The organism is Halosimplex rarum (genome assembly GCF_047715405.1).
Lineage (GTDB): Archaea > Halobacteriota > Halobacteria > Halobacteriales > Haloarculaceae > Halosimplex > Halosimplex rarum.
This window is the reverse complement of record NZ_CP180412.1, coordinates 1,661,264-1,680,885: the sequence shown is the minus strand read 5'-3', so window position 1 is coordinate 1,680,885 and position 19,622 is coordinate 1,661,264. Positions and strand designations below refer to the sequence as shown.

Genomic DNA, 19,622 nt, shown 5'->3' with positions numbered 1-19,622 from the left:
ACCGGACCCAGACGTGCTCGCTCCCTTCGGTCGCTGCGCGCGACTGGTAGGGTTCAAATCCGGTCCTGCTCCCTCACTCCAGACGACTCGCTACGCTCGTCGTCTTCCGTTCAGTGCGCGGGACCGGATTTGAACCGGCGGATCCCTACGGAACAGCGTCCTAAGCGCTGCGCCTTTTCCTGGCTTGGCTACCCGCGCTCGTTCTCCGCTATCCCCGTCGCGCTCAAGAAGGTGTCGCTCACGAGTCGCCGACCGCGACCCCGCGAAACTCGAAGCGGGCACCGCCGTCCGCGCTCTCGGTCACCTCGACCGTCCAGCCGTGGGCACTGGCGATTCGCCGCACGCTCACCAGCCCGTATCCCGTCCCGTCGACTCCGGTCGAATAGCCGGACTCGAACACCGATCCGCGGTCTTCGACCGGGATCCCCCGTCCGTCGTCTTCGACGTAGAGGCAGCCGTCATCGTCGACGCCGACGCGCACTTCCACGCCGACGCTCTCCTCGCTGGTCCCGTGTTCGACCGCGTTGACGAAGAGATTCTCCAGCAACTGGGTCAGTCGCTCGCGGTCGGCAGCGATGGTCCAGTCGTCGGCGACGGACAGCGTCGACTCGCCCGTCGGGACGTGCTCCCAGGCCGCGCGAGCGACCGCCGCGAGCGAGACTCCCTCGAAGTCGCTGGTCGACGGGTCCGCTCGCGCTCTCGCTACCAGCTCCCCTAACAGCTCGTCCGTCCGGTCGAGCGCCGCGAGCGCGTCGTCGAGGTGGCCGTCGTCGCCGGTCCGGCGGGCCATCTCGATGCGGTGTCTCACCGCGCCCAGCGGGTTGCGCAGGTCGTGAGCGACCACGCTCGCGAACTCCTCGGCGCGGTCCGCCCGGGATTCGAGGTGGTGCTCGCGAACGCGGCGCCCGCGTTCGGTCGCTCGGTCGACGGCCTCGACGATCGTCTCGGCGTCCGTCGACGGGACGTACTCGGTCGCGCCCGCCGCGACTGCCCGATGCGCTAGCGACTCGTCACCGTCGCGTGCGAGCGCGACCACGGCGACGGTCGGATCGACCTCGTGGACCGTCCGTATGGCGGCGATACCGTCCAGACAACTGTCCGCGTCGCACACGACGCAGTCCGGCGGTCGATCCGCGATCTCGTCTCCGATGTCTTCGGCCCGAACTCGTCGGACCGCGAATCCCCGCTGTCGTACTCGCGCGACGGCCTCGGCGGGCTCCCCCGTTCGATCCCCCCGCGCTCCGTCGACCCACGCGACGGCCCCGGCCTCGTTCATCGTGGGACGATGTGTCCCCCTCTGATTTAAACTATCGTGCCGGGTCTCGCGGGACGGTCGGTCGGCCGTTCGCCCGTGGTGCCCCGGTGTCTCAGTCCGCGCCGACGTTCTCGGTGCTCTCGATACAGGGCGGGTCGGGTTCGATGTTCGCGTACTCGACCATGCGCTGGCCCAGCGTCCGGACGCGGTCGCGGTCGCCCTCCTCGCGGAGCGACTGCCCGTCGAACTTGGTCCGCGCTCGCGGCAGGGCGACCTGGTGGGGGACGACCCAGGCGTTGAGCGAGCGACAGACCGACCGGAGGTGGTCCAGCGACGTAACCGGAAACGACCCGCCGGCCACGCAGAGGAGGCCGACGGTCTTGTGCTCGAACTCGTCGAACCCGCAGTAATCGAGGGCGGTCTTGAGCACCGAGGAGTACGACCCGTGGTAGACGGGCGTCCCCAGGACGACCGAGTCGGCCTGCTCGATTCGCTCGCGGAGCTCCGCCGCGTCACCGGCGTCCTCGGCGTCGGGGTCGAACAGGGGGAGGTCGAACGTCCGGAGGTCGATGAGGTCGACGCTCGCGCCGGCCTCCTCGGCGGCGTCGAGCGCGATCCGCAGCGCTTTGCGCGTGTAACTCTCCTCGCGAAGACTGCCACAGACGGCGACGACGTGCGGCTGGTCCGGCATGTGCACTCGTCGGGGACGGGTGCCTAAAATTTCGCCGGTCCGCCGCTTCTCCCGGCGCGAGGGTCCGAGAGCGCGCCCTATATCCCGATCACGGTGTCGATGACGCCGATCGTCTCCAGCGTCATCCAGACCAGGAACAGCGCGTACAGGCCGAGGAAGCCGTAGGCCTCGAGGTCGGTGAGTTCGAGGCGAGTGCGCGTGAAGACGATGAACACGAGCGTCGCGAACGCGAGGAACCCCATCGTCGGGATCGCCACCAGGAAGTCGATCGTCACCGTACCGCCGAGGAGGACCCCGACGGGGATGGCGACCAGGAGGTTGAACGTGTTGCTCCCCAGGACGTTCGCGAGGCTGGTGACGTCGTCGTCGTTCTTCGCGGCGTTGACGCTGACGAACGCGTCCGGCAGGCTCGTCGCGGCGGCGATGACGGTCAGCCCCCACAGGAAGCTCGGCGTGTCGAATATCGCCCCGAACGAGAGGGCGGCGCGGACGATCCCCTCGACGCCGACGGCGATGACGACCAGGGCGACCGCGAGCCGCCCCCACTCTCGGAGCGGGCGCACGTCGGGCGCGGCCGGAGCGACGTGCTGGCTCGCGTCCTGCTGGTGGAGGAAGACGTAGACGACGTAGGTTGCGAGCGGGAGGACGACGAGCGGTCGCGTCAGGACGGCGGCCCTGTTCGTCCCGCCGGGGACGTACGTCGCGCCGAGCGCGAACACGATGAACAGGACGAGCACGCTGATGACGTAGAACTGGGCGTCCTTGTGGACGAGGTCGCGGGTGGCGTCCAGGTCCTCGCTCGCGAGCGCCGAGAACGCGGGGATGACGAGGAGGTTGAAGATCGCGCTCCCGACGATGGCGCCGACGCCGAGGGAGAACTCGCCGTGGACGACCGTGCTGATGGCGATGGAACTGATCTCGGGAAAGCTCGACCCGACGGCGACGACGATCGCCCCGTGGACCGCGACGGGCAGCCCGTAGTACCTGCTGAGCCGTCCGGCGGCCCGCTCGAAGCGCTCGCTCCCCTTCCAGATGACGCCCGTCGCCACGACCGCCAGCGCGAGCGAGACGAGAAGACCGGCCATCGACCGGAAATTGCGGACACACGCTGAAATGAGTGTCCCCTCTGCACGCGTCGGTCGGCCCCCGACCCGGGAGTTCATCCGGCGCCGCGGTCGAACGTTGCGACGCGCGCTCGCGGCGGCGCGGCAGTCCACTGCGATTCGTCCGCGGATCCCGGCCCGACAAGTAACTTATCCACTCCGAGCACTGTATCGTGTACATGTGCAGACGGGCTGACGCCTCGGGGGCCGTGTTCTGGGGAGAGGCCGACGATAGCGAGGCCCGAGAACGGTATCGGGCACTGGTGAACGCGCTGGACGGCGGGCTCGTCCGGATCGACATCGAGGGACGGGTCGGCGGCGTCGACGACGTGTTCGTCGACCTGGCGGGCCGCGAACGCGAGGAGCTCCTCGGCCGACCCATCGCCGCGCTCTTCGACGACGGAGACGCCGCGGCGATCGAGCGGGAGATCGACCGCCTCTCCGCGGACGCGGCCGAACGAGGCGCTCGCCTCGCTCTCGCCCTCCGTACCGCGGACGGCGACCGCGTCCCCTGCGAGATGCGGGTGAACGCGCTCGATCCGGAGGGAGCCGCCGACGGATTCGTCGGCGTCGTCCGCCGGGAAGGCGGCCGCGAGGGAGCGGAGAGAGTCGACAGCGACGGGGGATCCGTTGGCAGGCGCTCCGTCGACGAACGCGAGCGCGACGACGGAAACGCGGGGGGCGATCGGGAGCGGGCGATCGACCACGATCACCTGGTCGCTGCGCTGGAAGCCGCGCGCGGAGGTATCAGCCTGCTGGACGGTGAGGGCGAGTTCGTCTACGTGAACGACGCCTACGCCGAGACGTTCGGCTACGACCCCGACGAGATGATCGGGCAATCCTGGGAGTCCCTCGGCATCGAGGCCGATCCCGCGGGGTTCCGCGAGGAGGTCCTCTCGACCATCCACGAGGACGGCCAGTGGGCGGGGACGACGACGTGCGTGCGGAGCGACGGGACCCGGTTCCGTAGCCACCACTCGCTCGTGTCGACCGGTGACGGGGCACTCATCTGCTTCGTCCGAGACGTCAGCGACCGGACGGAGCGCGAGCGCGAGCTGCGGGAGACCGAGCGGCGCTTCGAGGCGGTGTTCGAGGACCCGAACATCCTGGTGGGGCTGCTCGAACCCGACGGGACGGTCGTCGACATCAACGAGACGGCGATGGAGTACATCGACGCCGACCTCGCCGACGTTCGGGGCGACCTCTTCTGGGAGACGCCCTGGTGGGGGGAAGGCGACGACGTCGGGGGCGAGGTGCGCGAGTGGACCGAGCGCGCCGCGGCCGGCGAGTACGTCGACTTCCAGGCCGACCTCACTCGGCCGGACGGCGATCGCTACGTCCTCGAAGGCTACTTCCGGCCAGTCACGGACGACGACGGCGACGTCGTTTCGATCATCGTCTCCGACCGCGACGTCACCGAGCGCGCCGAGCGCGAGCGCCAGTTGGAGGAGTCCGAGCGCCGCTACCGCACGCTCGCCGAGTACTTCCCGAACGGGCTCGTGACGCTGTTTGACCGCGATCTGGAGTACACGCTCGCGGCCGGGCAGGGCTTCGAACGGATCCCCGTCAGTCCGTCCGAGGTCGAAGGCAAGCACTTCAGTGAGGCCTGGGACGAGGCCACCGCCGAGGCGCTCGAACCGCTGTTCGAGGGCGCGCTCGACGGCGAGGAACGGTCGGTCGAACTCGAGTACGCGGGCCGCGACTGGGTCGTCCACGGCGTCCCCATCACCGACCAGCGCGGCGACGTCTTCGCCGGCATGACGATGGCCCAGGACATCACCGAGCGCAAGGAGCGCGAACAGTACCTCCACGACGCGAAGTCGCAACTGGAAGCCGCGGCGGAGGCCGGCGCGGTCGGGACGTGGGAGTGGCACATCCCCGAAGACAGCCTCGTCGCCGACGCTTCGTTCGCGCGGACGTTCGGCATCGATCCGGAGGAGGCCCGCGAGGGCGTTTCCATCGACCGGTTCGTCTCGTCGATCTACGAGGCCGACCGCGAACGCGTCGAACGGGAGATCGAGGCGGCTGTCGACTCCTGCGGCGAGTACGAGGCTGAGTACCGCGTCTGGAACGCCGACGACGAACTCCGGTGGGTCGTCGCGCGCGGCCACGTCGAGTGCGACGAGGCCGGGGAGCCGGTCAACTTCCCGGGCGCGCTCACCGACATCACCGAGCGCAAGGAACAGCAACGCGAGATCGAGCGGTCCGAGCGTCGCTACCGCACGCTCGTCGAGAACTTCCCGGACGGGTCGGTCGGCCTGTTCAACGAGGACCTGGAGTACACGGTCGTGGGCGGGCAACTCCTCGACGCGCTCGACCTCTCACCGGAAGACCGCACGGGCCGAAGCATCGACGAGATCCACTCCGGCGAACTGCTTGAGGACATCGAGCCGCACTTCCGGGCCGCTCTGGAGGGCAAGCGCGCCTCCTTCGAAGTCGAGTTCCGGGGCCGCCACCTCTACGCCAACACGCTGCCGGTCAGGGACGCCGACGACGAGGTGTTCGCCGGGATGCTCGTCGTGCAGGACGTCACCGAGCGACGGGAGGCCCAGCGGGAACTGCGCGAGAGCGAGGCGAAGTTCCGGATGCTCGCCGAGAACCTGGAGGAGGTCGTCTGGATGGCCACCGAGGACGCACAGGAGTTCGTGTACCTCAATCCGGCCTTCGAAGAGGTCTGGGGGATCGACCGCGAGGAACTGTACGACGAGCCGCTGTCGTTCCTCGACACGGTCCATCCGGACGACCGCGACCGCGTCCGCGAGGAGTTCACCGCGCTCCCGGAGCGCGACTTCGACGAGGAGTTCCGGATCCGCCGGTCCGACGGCGAGGTCCGGTGGGTTCGCGCCAAGGGCGCCAGCGTCCGCGACGCGGACAGCGGCATGGAGCGCGTCGTCGGCATCGGGGAAGACGTCACCGAGCAGGTCGAGCGCGAGCGACGACTGGAGGAGTCCGAGCGCCGCTACCGGACGCTCGCCGAGAACTTCCCCAACGGCGCCGTGGCCGTGTACGACGACGACCTCCGCTTCACGCTCGTCCAGGGCGCCGAACTTGGCGACGTGCTTCCGAACAGGGACGAACTCGAGGGACGGGCCGTTACCGACGTGTTCCCGCCGGACATCGTCGAGGACCTCGAACCCCTGTTGGGGGCCGCCGTCGAGGACGGCGAGTCCGGCAGCGACACCTTCGAGTTCGGCGGTCGCCACTGGCGGACGCGAGCGACGCCGCTGCGCGACGCCGACGGCGAGATATTCGCGGGGCTGAGCTTCTCGCAGGACATCACCGATCAGGTCGAGCGCGAGGCCGAACTCGAACGGGCGCTCGACCTGCTGGAGCGGACCGAGCGCATCGCCGACGTCGGCGGCTGGGAGATCGACCCTGGTACCGAGGAGGTGTTCTGGACTGACCACCTCTTCGACCTCCTGGAAGTGGACGCCGACGAAGAACCGCCGCTCGACGATGCGCTCGACGTCTACCACGAGGACGATCGACCGGTCGTCGAGCGCGCCGTCGCGGAGGCGCTCGACTCCGGGGACCGCTTCGACGTGGAGGGCAGATTCGAGACTCCCGGCGGGGAGATGCGCTGGCTCCGAGTGCAGGGCGTCTCGGAGAGGGACGACGGCGTGGTCACCTCGCTTCGCGGGGCCGCCCAGGACGTCACCGAGCGGAAACGGCGCGAACAGCGCCTGGAGGACCTGATCGACCGCCTGGAGGAGTCCAACGAGCGCCTCGAACAGTTCGCCTACGCCGCCTCGCACGACCTGCAGGAACCGCTGCGGATGGTCTCCAGCTACCTCCAGCTGATCGAGCAGCGCTACGCCGACGACCTCGACGCGGACGGTCGGGAGTTCATCGAGTTCGCCGTCGACGGCGCCGATCGCATGCGCGACATGATCGACGGGCTGCTCCAGTACTCGCGGGTCGACACGCGCGGCGACCCGTTCGAACCGGTCGACCTGGAGGCGGTCTTCGCCGACGTCCGCGACGACCTGCAGGTCCGGATCGAGGAGAGCGACGCCGAGATCACCGCCGACGGGCTCCCGCGCGTCGAGGGCGACGGGGGGCAGTTGCGGCAGGTGTTCCAGAACCTCTTCGACAACGCGATCGAGTACAGCGGCGACGAGTCGCCGCGGATCCACGTCTCCGCCGAGCGTGTCGGCGACCGGTGGTCGATCTCGGTCCGCGACGAGGGCATCGGCATCGACGCGGACGACGTCGACAGGGTCTTCGAGGTGTTCCAGCGCCTCCACAGCCACGACGACCACTCCGGGACGGGCATCGGACTGGCGCTCTGCGAGCGCATCGTCGAGCGCCACGGCGGCGACATCTGGGTGGAGACCGAGCCCGGCGAGGGATCGACGTTTACATTCACGTTGCCGGCCGTAGGAGGACACAGTGCCCGACTATGACCCCTCCGGCGACCCGGCAGACATCCTCCTCGTCGAGGACAACCCCGGCGACGTCCGCCTCACCCGTGAGGCGTTCAGAGACGGACATATCCGGAACGCGCTCCACGTCGTGACCGACGGGGTCGAAGCCCTCGACTTCCTCCGCCAGCGCGGCGACCACGCGGACGCGCCCAGACCGGACGTCGTGCTCCTCGATCTCAACCTCCCGCGCAAGAACGGCGACGAGGTGCTCGACGAGATCCGCGACGACCCCGAACTGGAGCGGTTGCCCGTCGTGGTCCTGACGAGTTCGAAGGCCCAGGAGGACGTCGTCGAGTCGTACGAACTCCAGGCCAACGCGTATCTGACGAAACCGGTCGACCCGAGCGAGTTCATCGAGACGGTCCAGTCGATCCAGGAGTTCTGGCTCTGCGTCGTTCGACTCCCGCCGTCCGAGGATTCCTGACGGCCCGACTCGACGGTCCCTCGCTCGCCGTCGACCCGAGAGACGGCCGGCGCTCGCGACCGTCTATCGAAGCCGAACGACGACCTCGCCGTCCGATTCGCTCGTCCGAACGATCCCGTCGTCGGCGAGGTCGGAGAGCAGCCCCTGAAGCCACTCGCGCCCGTACTCGCCCTCGGGCGCGTAGTCGACGCGGATGCGCGGCCCGAGTTCGTCGAGCGCCAGCTCGTCGTGTTCGCCGAGCGTCCGGACGATCCGCCCGCGGAACTGCCGTCGGCTCCCCTCGAACGCGGGTTGCGTCGGCACGTCCGGCGCGGTGAAATCGCCCGTCTCGTAGGCGTGACACCACTCGCGCCACGGGCAGGCCGCGCCGTCGCACTCGGGCGTCTTCTCGCAGGCCACGCCGCCGAGTTCCATGATCGCGTTGTTCCAGACGCGCGACTCGCCCTCCGGCATGAGGTCGGCCGCGACCCGCTCGAATGCGTCGTCGTCGTCCGGCACATCGAACGCGCGGTAGAGGACGCGCTTGACGTTCGTGTCGACGACGGCATCCCCGTTGTTGAACGCGAAGCTCGCGACGGCGTTCGCGGTGTAGGGACCGACGCCCATCAGCTCCGAGAGCTCGTCGGGCTCGCGGGGAAACTCGCCACCGAACTCGTCTTCGATCTGGCCGGCGGCCTCGTGGAGGTACTTCGCGCGGTTGTTGTAGCCGAGGCTGTGGTCGCTCCAGAACCCGACCACGTCGGCGCGGTCGGCGGCCGCGAGGTCCGCCGTCGTCGGCCACCGCTCCAGGAACGCCTCCCAGGCGGCGACGACGCGGCTCAGCTGCGTCTGCTGGCTCATCACCTCCGAGACGAGGATCTCGTAGGGGTCCTCCGTCCGCCGCCAGGGGAACTCGCGGTGGTCGGCCTCGTACCACTCGACCAGCGCTCGCCGGACCGCCTCGACGTCCTCGGGGAGGGAGTCGTCCGCACCCACCGGCTCGTCGGCCTCGCTCATCGCTCACCCCTATCGACCGAACTCGCTTGGGTGTGGCGATCAGCGACGCCCGACGCGAGACCGGCCGGTCCGCGCTCGTTCGCGTGTTAGACGAGCGTCGCGACCGCCGGCACCGCCGCCGCGACGCCGGCCCAGATTCCCTGGAGGACGCCCGCGACGGCGCCGACGATCGTCTCCCAGACGGAGAAGCCGGTGAAGATGGTCAAGAACGTATCGAGGCCGAAGAAGAAAAACAGCGCCGCGCCGGCGAGGTGGGCCTTCACCGCGTCGAAGCGACCCGAGAAGGTGCTGAAGAAGTACGCGTTGGCGAGGCTCACCGGGATGATGACGAGCATCTCCCCGACCCAGATACCCGGGTGGGCGCCGTACTGGACCGCGAGGCTGATCGTGACGAGCTGGGTCTTGTCGCCGAACTCGCCGGCGGCCATCAGCGCGAAGATGGGCAGGAAGTTCCCGAAGCGGTTGGGCACGTCCCGGCCCAGCACGGACACGTCGAGCGCCTCGTCCGCGCTCGCGACGCCGGCGACCCCGCCGTCGGTCTCGGCCGCGTTCACCTCGTCGCGGGTCGGCGTGACCTGTCCGCCCTCCGGGATCGACCGGAGGAGCAACACGCCGAACAGGAGGAAGAGCCCGCCAGCGATGCCGTCGAGGTAGACGGGCGGGAGCGCGCCCTTCAGCGCCTGCCCGAACCAGATCTCCAGCGCCGTCCACCCGGCGAACGCCAGCCCGGCGGCGCTGACGACCGTGAACGGGTCGAACCGCGTCGCCAGGCCCGCGATGATGAACTGCACCTTCTCGCCCGGCAAGACGACTAACTGGGCGACCATCGCCGCGACCATCACTGCCAGGAACCCGTTCACGAGCGACTCACCCGCGCGGACGCGCGGACCGTCCCGGCGCCGCGACCGACGGGGTCGCCGGCGGGCGCACGACCGTACATGGTTGTGGTTTAGAGCCGTCTAAATCATAAGCCTGGCGGAGCAAAGATCCGCGGACAGGGGCACGCCGGGCCGATGGGGCCCGGACGACGGGCCGAACGGGATCGGATGATACCGATCGGGACCGGGCGATGGGCCGCACTGGTGCGGACGGTGGACCGGTCGATCCGAGCGTTTGGCCGGTTCGTCTGTGCGATGGGGGTAGTGTCTTCCGAGGGATCCGGGTCACTCGGGATCGCAGTCGTCCAGGTCTCTCCGACCGAGCGGCGTCGCGTCGGACCAGTAGCGCTCGAAGGCGTCCTCTGCCCAGGCCACGACGGCCGGGTCGTCGGTGTCGATCGACGCCCGGAGGACGCCGCTGTCGTCGCGCACGAGCAGGTGGACCCTGTCGTCGACGAGCGTGCCGGCGAGCGGGACCCCGTCGTCGCGGACGCGGACCGACGCGGCCTCCGCGCCGAGGAGCGTCTCCAGCCGGCGCCTGAGCGTCGACTCGCTGGCCAGCGCGTCGATGGCACTCCGCGAGAAAACACCGCTGAACGAGACGTCGCCGTCAGCGGTTCGATCGGCCGTCAGCGCGAGCGTCTGCTCGTTGAAGGCGTGGGAGAACGCCCGGATCGTCTCGGCCTCGCGCTCCAGGTCGATGAGCCGCTGGAGCGGCGCGTTGGGGCGCGTCTCCGTCGGAACGGTGATCGTCGCGTCGGCGAGGCGGGCGAGGTCGAACCCCATCGCGTCGGTCGGCAGGTCGGCGACGATGTCCCGGAGCTGGCGCTCGGTTTCGAGTACGTCGAGGAGGTCAGAGAACGCGTCCGCGACGAGCCGGCCCGTCGCGGTCGCCTCGTACTCGCCGTCGGTCCGCCGGACCCACGACCGCTCCTGGAAGTCGCTCAGGATCCGGCCGAGCGTCGCCTGCGACGCCCCGGTCTCGGCGGCGAGGTCCGACCGGCTCCGCGACCTCGCCGCGAGCGACTGCAACACCTCCACCCTGTTGGCCGAGAGCGCGAGGAACTCCACGTCTTCGAGCGCCGCGTCCATACCCGACGTGACGGGCGTCGGGCTAAACCGTTTTCGGGCGCGGCCGACGCCTGCACGGGCGCGCCGTTCGGCCGCTACCCGCCGTCCGTCGCGGCTCGACGCCGGCGTCCGCTTGCACGCCGCGCCGCGCTTGCACGGGGTGAAAACGAGACAGGGGACGCGCCCGTTTCCCGGCGCTCAAAATTTTCTAAACGACACTATAAGGCCCCGTATCCTACGATATGGTAAGATGCGATCTATCGATATACCCCTGTCCCCGGCGCGGTCGCTCTCCGCCGCAGGCGCGAGCCGTCGCCGACCCCGACCGGAGGTGTCGGCGTGATCAGCCGCAAGAGCGTCCTCGCGTTCCTGGCGACCAGCGTCTTCTTCGGCGGGACGTTCGTCGCGGCGAAGGCGGGTCTCGACCACTTCCCGCCGCTGCTGTTCGTCGCGCTCCGGTTCGACGTGGCGACGGCCGTCATGTTCGCCTTCGTCGTCGTCACGCGAGAGCGCGCTGACCTGATCCCGCGGACCCGCGGCGACCTCGGCGGCATCGTGGCGACCGGGCTGTTCGCCATCGGGCTGACGAACGCGCTGCTGTTCGTCGGCCAGCAGTACGTTACCAGCGGCGTCGCGTCGATCATCGCCAGCCTCAACCCCATCCTGACGCCCGTCTTCGCGGCCGTCCTGCTCGCAGACGAACGGCTCTCGGCTCGCGGGGCGGTCGGGATGGCGCTGGGCCTGCTCGGCGTCGGTCTCGTCGCGAACCCCGACCCCGCGGCCCTCCTCTCCGGGGGCGTCTTCGGCGAGTCGGTGATGCTCGCGAGCGCCGTCTGCGGCGCGCTCGGGTCGGTGCTCATCCGCCGGTCGGACGCCGACCTCTCCAGCACCGTCCGGACCGCCTGGGGGCTCCCGCTGGCCGCGGTCGTCACCCACGCGCTGAGCCTCGGCGCCGGTGAGTCCGTCGCCGCCGTCTCCTGGAACGCAGAGGCGCTGATCGCGCTCGGGTACGTGGCGCTGTTCGCCGGCGCGCTCGCCTACATCGCGTACTTCGGCCTCATCGACGACGTGGGCCCCATCCGCGCGAACCTCGCCTTCTACGTCGTCCCGGTTGTCGCCACGCTCGGCGGCTGGGCGCTGCTGGGCGAGACCGTCTCCGCGCTCGCCGTGGTCGGGTTCCTCGTCATCTTCGCCGGGTTCGCGATCATCGGGAGCGCGTCGCTGGACGAGCCGTGGTTCCGCGGCACGCTCCCCGGCCGACTCACCGCGTCCGAGAGCTTCTTCCCGCTCGACGACTCGTACGCGACCGACGACGGGACCGCCGCGGGGACCGACGACGCGTCCACGAACTCGCGGTTCAGTTCCGACTCGGCCGGCTGTCCCGCGGACGACTGACGGTCCCGTCCGCCGGCCGGCCCCGACCGCTCCGCAACGACTTTGCTGTCCGGCTTTCGACGCTTCACACGGTCCATGACGCAGACGATCGGTCCCCTCGCGCGCGAGCTGTCGCTCCCGTACTACGAAGACGCCCTCCCCGCCCACGACTGCTTTCACGCCAAGCGTGTCAGAGACCTGTCGATCCGGCTGGCGGACCGCTCGGACCGGTCTGTCGACCGGGACGTCCTCGCCGCCGCGGCGTGGTTGCACGACGTCGGACGGCCGCTGGAGCGAACGGGAGCGATCGACGACCACGACGAGTGGGCCGCCGCGGAGGCGGTCGCCCTCCTCGACAGCGAAGGCGTGCCGGCCGACGCGGTCGACGCCGTCGAACACTGCATCCGGGCGCACAGTATTCGGTCGAGTTCGCCAGAGCCCGAGACCACCGAGGCCGAACTGCTGTTCGACGCGGACAAACTGGACGCGACCGGTGCGGTCGGCGTCGTCCGCCTCGCCTGTATCGTCGGCGAGCGCTCGGGGCGAGCGGGCGAGCGATACGCGGCGATCGACGACTCGTCGATCCCGGACGCGGAAGCGCCGGACGTGCCCGACGTCACGATCCTCCGGGAGTGGGCCAGAGAGCGACTGGACGAACTGCACACCCCGCCGGCTCGCCGCCTCGGGGAGGCCCGGTGGGACTTCATGGAGGACTTTTTCGCGCAGTTCTACGCCGAGATCGGCGTCGACGCGGAGCGCTGACCCGCGAACGGCAGCCGTCCGACCCGCGGTGAGGCGCTCACTCCCCCTCGAACTCGGGGTCGCGACTCGCCACGAACGCGCGGACGCCTTCCTCGTGGTCCTCGGTCGACGCCGAGACGATCTGCGCGGCCGCCTCGTTCTCGATGGCCTCGTCGAGCGAACTCGTGAACCCCTGTTCGACGAGCCGCTTTGACTGTTTCAGCGCGACGGTCGGTCCGGAGGCGATGCGGTCGACCATCCCCGCGACGCGGGCGTCGAACTCGTCGTCGGGGTAGACGTGGTTGAACAATCCCACCTCGGCCGCGCGTTCGGCGTCGATAAGTTCGCCGGTGAACAGTAGTTCCTTCGCCACGTTCTCGCCGACCATCCGGGGAAGGAGGTGCGAGGCGCCGGAGTCGACGTTGAGGCCGACCTGGCGGAAGCCGAAGCTGATCGACGCGGACTCGCTCGCCAGGAGGATATCACACGCGACAGCGAGCGCGCCGCCGGCGCCGTAGGCCGGCCCGTGGATCTTCGCGACGGTGGGCAGGTCGCAGGTCGCGACCGCCCGCACTGCACCGGCGGTCTCGTCGACGATCCGCTGGACCCGTTCGTGAGCGGGCGCGTCGCTGTCGAGCCCCTCCACCATCGCGTCGATGTCGCCCCCCGCGCAGAACGTCGACCCGTTGCCCGCCAGGACGACGCAGCGGGCGTCGTCCGGGATCTCGTCCATCGCCGCGATGAGATCCGTCGCGACGCCGCTGGTCAACGCGTTGCGCATCTCCGGGTGGTCGAGCGTTACCGTCGCGACCCCGTCGGTCACGTCGAGCGTGACGTGTTCCATGTCTTCAGGGACGCTCGGCCGGCGCTTAAGCGTGGGCCTCAGCGGCGTTCGTTGAACTCGGTTCCCGTTTCGCGCTCAGGGATCCGAACGATCACGACACGTGACGTCTCGCAGGTCGGGGTGGTCGGCGTCGACCTCGAACTCCGTCCGGAGCCGGTCGAACGATGATTCGGCGACATCGTCGCGGACGCGCTGCCACTCGTCGTGACGACAGAGGACTTGTACGGGAATCGCGTCGACGTCAAGGATGTCCGCGATAGCGAACCGGTGGTACCCCTCCGTCCAGAGAGTCTGGCCCGTTCGACCGATGGCCACCAGCGGCTCCAGCTTGTGGGCGTAGGCGTCCTCGTACGGGTTCTCGTCTGCGGAGGGATTGTCGTGCGTCGCGTCCGCGTTCGGTCGGTAGCCGTCAGTGCGGATCGACTCGTAGAGGTCGTCGAGATACGCACAGCGAGTCGCTCTGAACGTCTCGATGTCTCCGTATCCCCGCACTGATCCCGCGTCGTCGAGGCGTCGCTGGGCCTGTTCGTACAGCGCCGTCTCCTGCCAGTCGGCGCCGTCGACGAACCGCTGGACGAGGCCGCGATAGATCGCCGTCTCGCGGATGCGGTCGCACCGTTCCGGTCGGTCCCAGTCGCCATCCTGAACGCGACCGAGGCCCACGTCGAGCCGGAGGGAACCGGTGAACCGCTCGACGCTCGCCGGATCGACCCGCACGAGCCGCCGCGGGTCCGCCGGAGCGGCGTACGTCAGCTCGTTGGCCGCTTTGTGCCACTCGGTGGCTGCCCAGAATCGATCGAGCACCGGAGTTTCTGTCACGAGGAGTGATTTATCTCGTCAGATAAAAATGTGCTGGGGCGTCAGTCACTCGCCCCGGCTACCCCATCTGTTAGGGAGCCATTTCAGGGACGAGTACCGAGAAGACGACGTATGAGACTCCACTGGCACCGCAGGGACCTCCGGGTCGCCGACAACGCGGGGCTCGCCGCTGCGACCGGGGACGGCCCCGTCGTCCCGGTGTTCGTCTTCGACCGCGACGTGCTCGCCCACGCGGGACCGCCGCGCGTCGCGTTCATGCTCGACGCGCTCGACTCGCTCCGGGAGTGCTATCGCGAGCGCGGGAGTGACCTCGTGGTCCGTCGCGGCGACCCGTGTGCAGTCCTCCCCGACCTCGCGGCCGAGTTCGACGCCGACGGCGTCACCTGGGGAAAGGAGGTCTCGGGGCTCGGACGCGAGCGCGACGCGGCGGTCCGGCGGGCGCTCGACGACGCCGACGTGGCCCGCCACAGCGTACAGGACGCGCTACTTCACGAACCCGGATCCATCCGCACGAACCAGGGCGACGTGTACTCCGTGTTCACCTACTTCTGGAAGAAGTGGCGCGACCGCGAGAAAGACGACCCTGCCGAACCACCCGCCGAGAGCGACCTCGCCGATATCGCCGACGACGACCCGATCCCCTCGCTCGCCGACCTCGGTTTCGACGCACCGGAGGCGACGGTTCCGCCGGCCGGGACCGACGCGGCCCGCGAACTGCTCCACGAGTTCTGCGAGGGCGATATCTACGACTACGAGGACCGGCGGGACTACCCCGCCGACGAGTGCACGTCGCGGCTCTCCGCCCACCTCAAGTTCGGGACTATCGGGATCCGCGAGGTCCACGAGGCAGTCGTCGAGGCAAAGAGCGCCGTCGCGGGGACCGACTACGACTCCGCCGAGGAGTTCGAGTCGCAACTCGCCTGGCGGGAGTTCTACAGTCACGTCCTCTGGGACGAACCGAGCGTCGTCACGGAGAACTACAAGGAGTACGAGCGCCCTATCCAGTGGAACCACGACCCCGAGGGTCTCCAGGCGTGGAAAGACGGCGAGACGGGCTATCCCATCGTCGACGCGGGGATGCGCCAGTTGCGGGCCGAGGCGTATATGCACAACCGCGTGCGGATGATCGTCGCTTCCTTTCTGACGAAGGACCTCCTGATCGACTGGCGCGAGGGCTACGACTGGTTCCGCGAGAAACTCGTCGACCACGACACCGCCAACGACAACGGCGGCTGGCAGTGGGCCGCCTCGACGGGGACCGACGCCCAGCCCTACTTCCGCATCTTCAACCCGATGACCCAGGGCGAACGCTACGACCCGGACGCCGAATACATCCGCGAGTACGTCCCCGAACTCCGGGACGCGCCCGCAGACGCCGTCCACTCGTGGCACGAACTCGACGCCGGCCGGCGGGAGCTGCTGGCGCCCGACTACCCCGGTCCGATCGTCGATCACGGCGAGCGCCGCGAGCGGGCCATCGAGATGTTCGAACGGGCGCGGGGAGACGGGTGACCGCCCGCCGGTTCGCCCGACCGCGCTCGCGTCCCCGGACCCACGACCGACCGTCGATCCCACGCGAAACTGACGGGTCGGCCCGGCACCCGGAGCCGTCGAGTTCGACAGTGTAATCCGTCGTAAAACCCGATCTCGATGGGAATGGGTGACACTCACACGCATCCAGTTCCTCAAACTTTAACAGGTATCCAGCCGACCGTCATAGTGGAGGAGATATCTATGCCAGAGCAATCCGATCCCGAGCTTCCGCCGCTCCCGTACGACTACGACGCCCTCGAACCGCACGTTAGCGAACAGGTGCTGACGTGGCATCACGACACCCACCATCAGGGGTACGTCAACGGCCTCGCCTCGGCCGAAGAGACGCTCGCCGACGCGCGCGAGTCGGGCGATTATTCGTCGACTGCGGGCGCGCTGGGCAACGTCACCCACAACGGCTGTGGGCACTACCTGCACACGCTGTTCTGGGAGAACATGGCCCCGAACGGCGGCGGCGAGCCCGACGGCGAGCTGGCCGACCGCATCGAAGAGGACTTCGGCTCTTACGAAGGCTGGAAGGGCGAGTTCGAGGCCGCCGCATCCGCTGCCGGTGGCTGGGCCCTGCTGGTCTACGACCCCGTCGCCAAGCAACTGCGCAACGTGGCCGTCGACAAACACGACCAGGGCGCGCTGTGGGGCGCACACCCCGTCCTCGCGCTGGACGTCTGGGAACACTCCTACTACTACGACTACGGTCCCGACCGCGGCAGCTTCATCGACGCCTTCTTCGAAGTCGTCGACTGGGACGAGGTCGCCGACCAGTACCAGACCGCCGTCGGCCACTTCGAGTAACGACGAGTCAGTTCACCTTCGCCGATTTTTTCGCGCCTGACCGACCAGCCACGCGTCTGCGCACCCATTTCGACGCTCGCCGAGCGGTCGCGCGTCCGCTGTCGAGCGCTCGCCGAGCGGCCCGCGAGTCCCCCGTCCCCCCGCGAGCGTCTTTCGAGGGGTTTAGGCGCGGACGGGGAGTATCCGTGCCCATGCCACGACCGAAGTCCGACTTCGACGACCTGCGCCCGCTGGCGTTCCGCGAGCCCGCGGAAGTGCTCGACGCAGACGAGATGTACACCATCTACGAGGTGGGCCGCCTGCTCCAGGGCGTCGACCCCGAGGAGGAACTCGACATCGAGACGGAGAACGTTCTGCTCGACTGGGCCATCCCGTGGATGATGAGCCACAGCGACGAGTTCGTCTTCGCCGAACCGGAGGCCGACGAGGACCCCGGCTACTACGGGCTGGCTCCGGACGTCGACGCGGCCGACAGCGCCGAGCAATGAGGGGCGCGGGTGGCGATAGATGAGGGTCCTCGTCGCCGGCGGCGCCCGCGTCGACGCCGGGAAGACGACGTTCTCGACCGGCCTGGTCGCGCGCACCGACGCCGTCGGGTACAAGCCCCGCGCGGGCAACGACTACTGGTTCGACCACGACGACTTCCGCACTGCGACGGCCGAGGGCCGCCTCTACGGCAAGGACGCCCGGAAGCTCGCCGCCGCGAGCGCCGCTTCGGTCGAGCCCGAAGAGATCAATCCCGTCCACCGCCTCTGGCGGCCGTCGCCCGGCGGCGGGACCGGACTGCTCGGCAGAGACGACCGCGAGTTCCTCGTCGACCGCGTCGCGGACGGCTACGTCGTCAACGGGACGGTCGACCTCCCCGACGCCGTCCGCGACGCGCTCGCGCTCGCCGACGCGCCGCGCGTCTCGTCGGTCGGCGCGTTCAACGACTTAATGACCGAACGCCATCTGCCCGCACAGCGCGACCTCCGCGCCGAAGTCGCGGCTGCCGACCGCGCCGTCGTCGAGTCCTACGCGGACGTGGCCCGACCGTTCCGCGAGATCGATCCCGACGCGGTCGCCGTCGTCGAGCCCGGACGCGTCCGCGTCTACGACGGCGAGCGCTACGCCAAGGGCTGCGCCGTCGCCAGCGGCGGCCCCGCCGCCGGGCAACTAGAGGAGCGGGTCGACGACGTGACCGACCTGGTCGATCCGGCGACCGAGGCGCGACTGCCGCCGCTGTCCGCCGAGGCGCGGGCGGACCCGAGGTCGGTCGCCGACGCGTACGACCACGCCTACGACGCGGTGCTCGCGACGGCCTTCGAGTAGGCGACAGCGGTGCCTAACGCGTTTTTCGAGCCCGTCTGGCCCCACAGGCCATACCCGTCCGCGGACCCTATCCGGACCGTGGTCAACGCGTTCTGGCTGGACCGGGACCTCCGCCAAGCGGTCGCCTGGCTCGTCGACAGGCACGTCACGAGCAGCGTCTTCGAGTGCTCGATGGTGCTGACGACGGCCGTGCAGTTGCGTGGCTACGAGGAGGGTGACCTGTCGTTCACGCACTCGGACCATCCGCTGACGCGGTGGGCCGCCGAGTCGTTCGAGAACTGGCAGTACCTGCGCGCCTACACCGACGCGGCCCACGAGGAGTGGCGCTACCGCTGGGACCACACCCCCGAGGAGTCACACGGGTCGTGGGATCAGGTCGCTGGCCTCGACCCCGAGGCGGTCCGCGCGCTCGATTGGCCCTCGGTCGGCCTGTCCGATCCGCCGCAACTCACCGGCGAGTGGGCGACCGACGACTACGTCGACGCCTACCGCTACTACTACGCGAACGACAAGCGACACCTCTTCTCCTGGGCGAAAGACCGCACCGAACCGCCGTGGATCGACGAGTACACCGTCGACGACGCGGACGTGAGTTAGCGAGCGTGAGCGGACTCGGCCGTCGGATCAGAACTGGGCCGCGCGGAGCGCGGTCTCGACGTGCTCGTAGGGATTCCCGGTGACGCTCTGGCCGTGGCCGGTGTGCATCTCGGCGAGGCTCGGCGAGACGGTGTCGAGGACGTACTCGATGCTATCGATCAGGACGCCGCGGTCGCCCTCGGCCAGGTCGGTCCGGCCGAAACTCCCGTTGGCGAACACGAGGTCGCCCGCGAAGAGGACCTCCGGGTCGGCGGCGTAGAAACAGAGGTGGTCGTCCTTGTGACCGGGCGTGTGGAGCGCCTCGTAGCTGTGGTCGCCGAGGCGGACCTCCTCGCCGTCTCCGATCGCGTGGTCCACCAGTTCGTGATCGGGGTCGAACCCCCACACGTCGCAGTCGAAGGCGTCGGCGAGGGCCGCGGTGTTGCCGACGTGGTCGGGGTGGGTGTGGGTCAGGACGACGGCGTCGAGCGCGGCGTCGCGCTCGCGGACTTCGGCGACGGCGTCGAACTCGCTGCCCGCGTCGACCAGGACGGTGCGGTCGCCGGTGACGAGGAAGGCGTTGCTCGTGAAGACCCGCTGTCCTTCGGCGACGTTGGCGATCATGCGTCCCGGTTGGCCCGGCCGGCGTTAGAGCGTGTCGCTTCGGCGATGGCGAGTCGACTCGGACCCGCGTCGAGGCCCGTCGAGCGGGGGTCGAGGAGCCGGCCACAGGACCGAGCGTCGGGTCGCGAATCCGCCGAAATCC

Annotated in this window: 18 protein-coding genes and 1 tRNA gene; 9 read left to right on the top strand and 10 right to left on the bottom strand. The window is 69.4% G+C overall.

Annotated elements, in window-relative coordinates:
- Positions 1-114: 114 nt before the first annotated feature.
- The 4 genes from ACMGFH_RS08120 to ACMGFH_RS08105 all read right to left on the bottom strand — a co-directional run bounded on the left by ACMGFH_RS08120 (position 115) and on the right by ACMGFH_RS08105 (position 3,031).
- Positions 115-198 (bottom strand) — tRNA-Leu (locus ACMGFH_RS08120).
- Between the two features lie 40 nt (positions 199-238).
- Entirely contained in the window at positions 239-1,276 is a 1,038-nt protein-coding gene (locus ACMGFH_RS08115) for a sensor histidine kinase (RefSeq protein ID WP_415382466.1), read from the bottom strand.
- A gap of 91 nt (positions 1,277-1,367) precedes the next feature.
- Positions 1,368-1,946: an NADPH-dependent FMN reductase gene (locus ACMGFH_RS08110; RefSeq protein WP_415382464.1), complete on the bottom strand. Its 579-nt coding sequence runs from the start codon at positions 1,944-1,946 to the stop codon at positions 1,368-1,370.
- Between the two features lie 77 nt (positions 1,947-2,023).
- Positions 2,024-3,031, bottom strand: coding sequence for a sodium:calcium antiporter (locus ACMGFH_RS08105; protein WP_415382463.1), 1,008 nt, complete (start codon positions 3,029-3,031; stop codon positions 2,024-2,026).
- Between the two features lie 197 nt (positions 3,032-3,228).
- Here ACMGFH_RS08105 and ACMGFH_RS08100 point away from each other — a divergent pair, with 197 nt between their 5' ends.
- Together ACMGFH_RS08100 and ACMGFH_RS08095 are read left to right on the top strand one after the other, a co-directional pair.
- Positions 3,229-7,455 (top strand): PAS domain S-box protein, encoded by a 4,227-nt coding sequence (locus ACMGFH_RS08100; RefSeq protein ID WP_415382462.1) that lies wholly within the window; start codon positions 3,229-3,231, stop codon positions 7,453-7,455.
- Positions 7,442-7,900, top strand: a complete 459-nt coding sequence (locus tag ACMGFH_RS08095) for a response regulator (RefSeq protein ID WP_415382461.1) — start codon at positions 7,442-7,444, stop codon at positions 7,898-7,900. Before ACMGFH_RS08100 ends, ACMGFH_RS08095 begins: the two co-directional genes overlap by 14 nt.
- A 63-nt stretch (positions 7,901-7,963) precedes the next feature.
- Here ACMGFH_RS08095 and ACMGFH_RS08090 read toward each other — a convergent pair whose 3' ends face one another.
- The 3 genes from ACMGFH_RS08090 to ACMGFH_RS08080 form a co-directional block, all read right to left on the bottom strand.
- Positions 7,964-8,896, bottom strand: a complete 933-nt coding sequence (locus ACMGFH_RS08090) for an A/G-specific adenine glycosylase (protein ID WP_415382459.1) — start codon at positions 8,894-8,896, stop codon at positions 7,964-7,966.
- 86 nt (positions 8,897-8,982) lie between these two features.
- On the bottom strand, positions 8,983-9,756 hold the full coding sequence (locus ACMGFH_RS08085; RefSeq protein ID WP_415382457.1) for a TMEM165/GDT1 family protein: 774 nt from the start codon (positions 9,754-9,756) through the stop codon (positions 8,983-8,985).
- Between the two features lie 303 nt (positions 9,757-10,059).
- On the bottom strand, positions 10,060-10,866 hold the full coding sequence (locus tag ACMGFH_RS08080; protein WP_415382456.1) for a helix-turn-helix transcriptional regulator: 807 nt from the start codon (positions 10,864-10,866) through the stop codon (positions 10,060-10,062).
- Between the two features lie 318 nt (positions 10,867-11,184).
- On the opposite strand from ACMGFH_RS08080, the gene ACMGFH_RS08075 reads away from it, so the two are divergent.
- Positions 11,185-12,240 (top strand): DMT family transporter, encoded by a 1,056-nt coding sequence (locus ACMGFH_RS08075; protein ID WP_415382454.1) that lies wholly within the window; start codon positions 11,185-11,187, stop codon positions 12,238-12,240.
- 75 nt (positions 12,241-12,315) lie between these two features.
- Entirely contained in the window at positions 12,316-12,981 is a 666-nt protein-coding gene (locus tag ACMGFH_RS08070; RefSeq protein ID WP_415382453.1) for an HD domain-containing protein, read from the top strand.
- Between the two features lie 37 nt (positions 12,982-13,018).
- Here the strand turns inward: ACMGFH_RS08070 and ACMGFH_RS08065 are convergent, their stop codons facing one another.
- Together ACMGFH_RS08065 and ACMGFH_RS08060 are read right to left on the bottom strand one after the other, a co-directional pair.
- The gene (locus tag ACMGFH_RS08065; protein ID WP_415382451.1) at positions 13,019-13,804 is read right to left on the bottom strand and encodes an enoyl-CoA hydratase/isomerase family protein; all 786 of its coding nucleotides are present in this window, start codon (positions 13,802-13,804) and stop codon (positions 13,019-13,021) included.
- Between the two features lie 75 nt (positions 13,805-13,879).
- Positions 13,880-14,623: a hypothetical protein gene (locus ACMGFH_RS08060; protein WP_415382449.1), complete on the bottom strand. Its 744-nt coding sequence runs from the start codon at positions 14,621-14,623 to the stop codon at positions 13,880-13,882.
- Positions 14,624-14,734: 111 nt separating this feature from the next.
- On the opposite strand from ACMGFH_RS08060, the gene ACMGFH_RS08055 reads away from it, so the two are divergent.
- The 5 genes from ACMGFH_RS08055 to ACMGFH_RS08035 all read left to right on the top strand — a co-directional run bounded on the left by ACMGFH_RS08055 (position 14,735) and on the right by ACMGFH_RS08035 (position 18,877).
- Positions 14,735-16,135, top strand: a complete 1,401-nt coding sequence (locus tag ACMGFH_RS08055; RefSeq protein WP_415382447.1) for a cryptochrome/photolyase family protein — start codon at positions 14,735-14,737, stop codon at positions 16,133-16,135.
- Between the two features lie 222 nt (positions 16,136-16,357).
- Positions 16,358-16,969, top strand: a complete 612-nt coding sequence (gene sod / locus ACMGFH_RS08050) for a superoxide dismutase (protein WP_415382445.1) — start codon at positions 16,358-16,360, stop codon at positions 16,967-16,969.
- Positions 16,970-17,160: 191 nt separating this feature from the next.
- Positions 17,161-17,457, top strand: coding sequence for a DUF5827 family protein (locus ACMGFH_RS08045; RefSeq protein ID WP_415382443.1), 297 nt, complete (start codon positions 17,161-17,163; stop codon positions 17,455-17,457).
- A 19-nt stretch (positions 17,458-17,476) separates the two neighbouring features.
- Positions 17,477-18,280 (top strand): ATPase, encoded by an 804-nt coding sequence (locus ACMGFH_RS08040; RefSeq protein ID WP_415382441.1) that lies wholly within the window; start codon positions 17,477-17,479, stop codon positions 18,278-18,280.
- 78 nt (positions 18,281-18,358) lie between these two features.
- Positions 18,359-18,877, top strand: a complete 519-nt coding sequence (locus tag ACMGFH_RS08035; protein ID WP_415382439.1) for a hypothetical protein — start codon at positions 18,359-18,361, stop codon at positions 18,875-18,877.
- Between the two features lie 27 nt (positions 18,878-18,904).
- On the opposite strand, the gene ACMGFH_RS08030 is transcribed toward ACMGFH_RS08035, so the two are convergent.
- Positions 18,905-19,480, bottom strand: coding sequence for an MBL fold metallo-hydrolase (locus ACMGFH_RS08030; RefSeq protein WP_415382438.1), 576 nt, complete (start codon positions 19,478-19,480; stop codon positions 18,905-18,907).
- Positions 19,481-19,622 lie beyond the last annotated feature (142 nt).

What these genes read in the sequence shown, in the direction of transcription:
- ACMGFH_RS08115 (WP_415382466.1), bottom strand. Translation starts at nt 1,276, where the DNA reads ATGAACGAGGCCGGGGCCGTCGCGTGGGTCGACGGAGCGCGGGGGGAT.
- ACMGFH_RS08110 (WP_415382464.1), bottom strand. Translation starts at nt 1,946, where the DNA reads ATGCCGGACCAGCCGCACGTCGTCGCCGTCTGTGGCAGTCTTCGCGAG.
- ACMGFH_RS08105 (WP_415382463.1), bottom strand. Translation starts at nt 3,031, where the DNA reads ATGGCCGGTCTTCTCGTCTCGCTCGCGCTGGCGGTCGTGGCGACGGGC.
- ACMGFH_RS08100 (WP_415382462.1), top strand. Translation starts at nt 3,229, where the DNA reads ATGTGCAGACGGGCTGACGCCTCGGGGGCCGTGTTCTGGGGAGAGGCC.
- ACMGFH_RS08090 (WP_415382459.1), bottom strand. Translation starts at nt 8,896, where the DNA reads ATGAGCGAGGCCGACGAGCCGGTGGGTGCGGACGACTCCCTCCCCGAG.
- ACMGFH_RS08080 (WP_415382456.1), bottom strand. Translation starts at nt 10,866, where the DNA reads ATGGACGCGGCGCTCGAAGACGTGGAGTTCCTCGCGCTCTCGGCCAAC.
- ACMGFH_RS08070 (WP_415382453.1), top strand. Translation starts at nt 12,316, where the DNA reads ATGACGCAGACGATCGGTCCCCTCGCGCGCGAGCTGTCGCTCCCGTAC.
- ACMGFH_RS08065 (WP_415382451.1), bottom strand. Translation starts at nt 13,804, where the DNA reads ATGGAACACGTCACGCTCGACGTGACCGACGGGGTCGCGACGGTAACG.
- ACMGFH_RS08055 (WP_415382447.1), top strand. Translation starts at nt 14,735, where the DNA reads ATGAGACTCCACTGGCACCGCAGGGACCTCCGGGTCGCCGACAACGCG.
- sod (WP_415382445.1), top strand. Translation starts at nt 16,358, where the DNA reads ATGCCAGAGCAATCCGATCCCGAGCTTCCGCCGCTCCCGTACGACTAC.
- ACMGFH_RS08045 (WP_415382443.1), top strand. Translation starts at nt 17,161, where the DNA reads ATGCCACGACCGAAGTCCGACTTCGACGACCTGCGCCCGCTGGCGTTC.
- ACMGFH_RS08040 (WP_415382441.1), top strand. Translation starts at nt 17,477, where the DNA reads ATGAGGGTCCTCGTCGCCGGCGGCGCCCGCGTCGACGCCGGGAAGACG.
- ACMGFH_RS08030 (WP_415382438.1), bottom strand. Translation starts at nt 19,480, where the DNA reads ATGATCGCCAACGTCGCCGAAGGACAGCGGGTCTTCACGAGCAACGCC.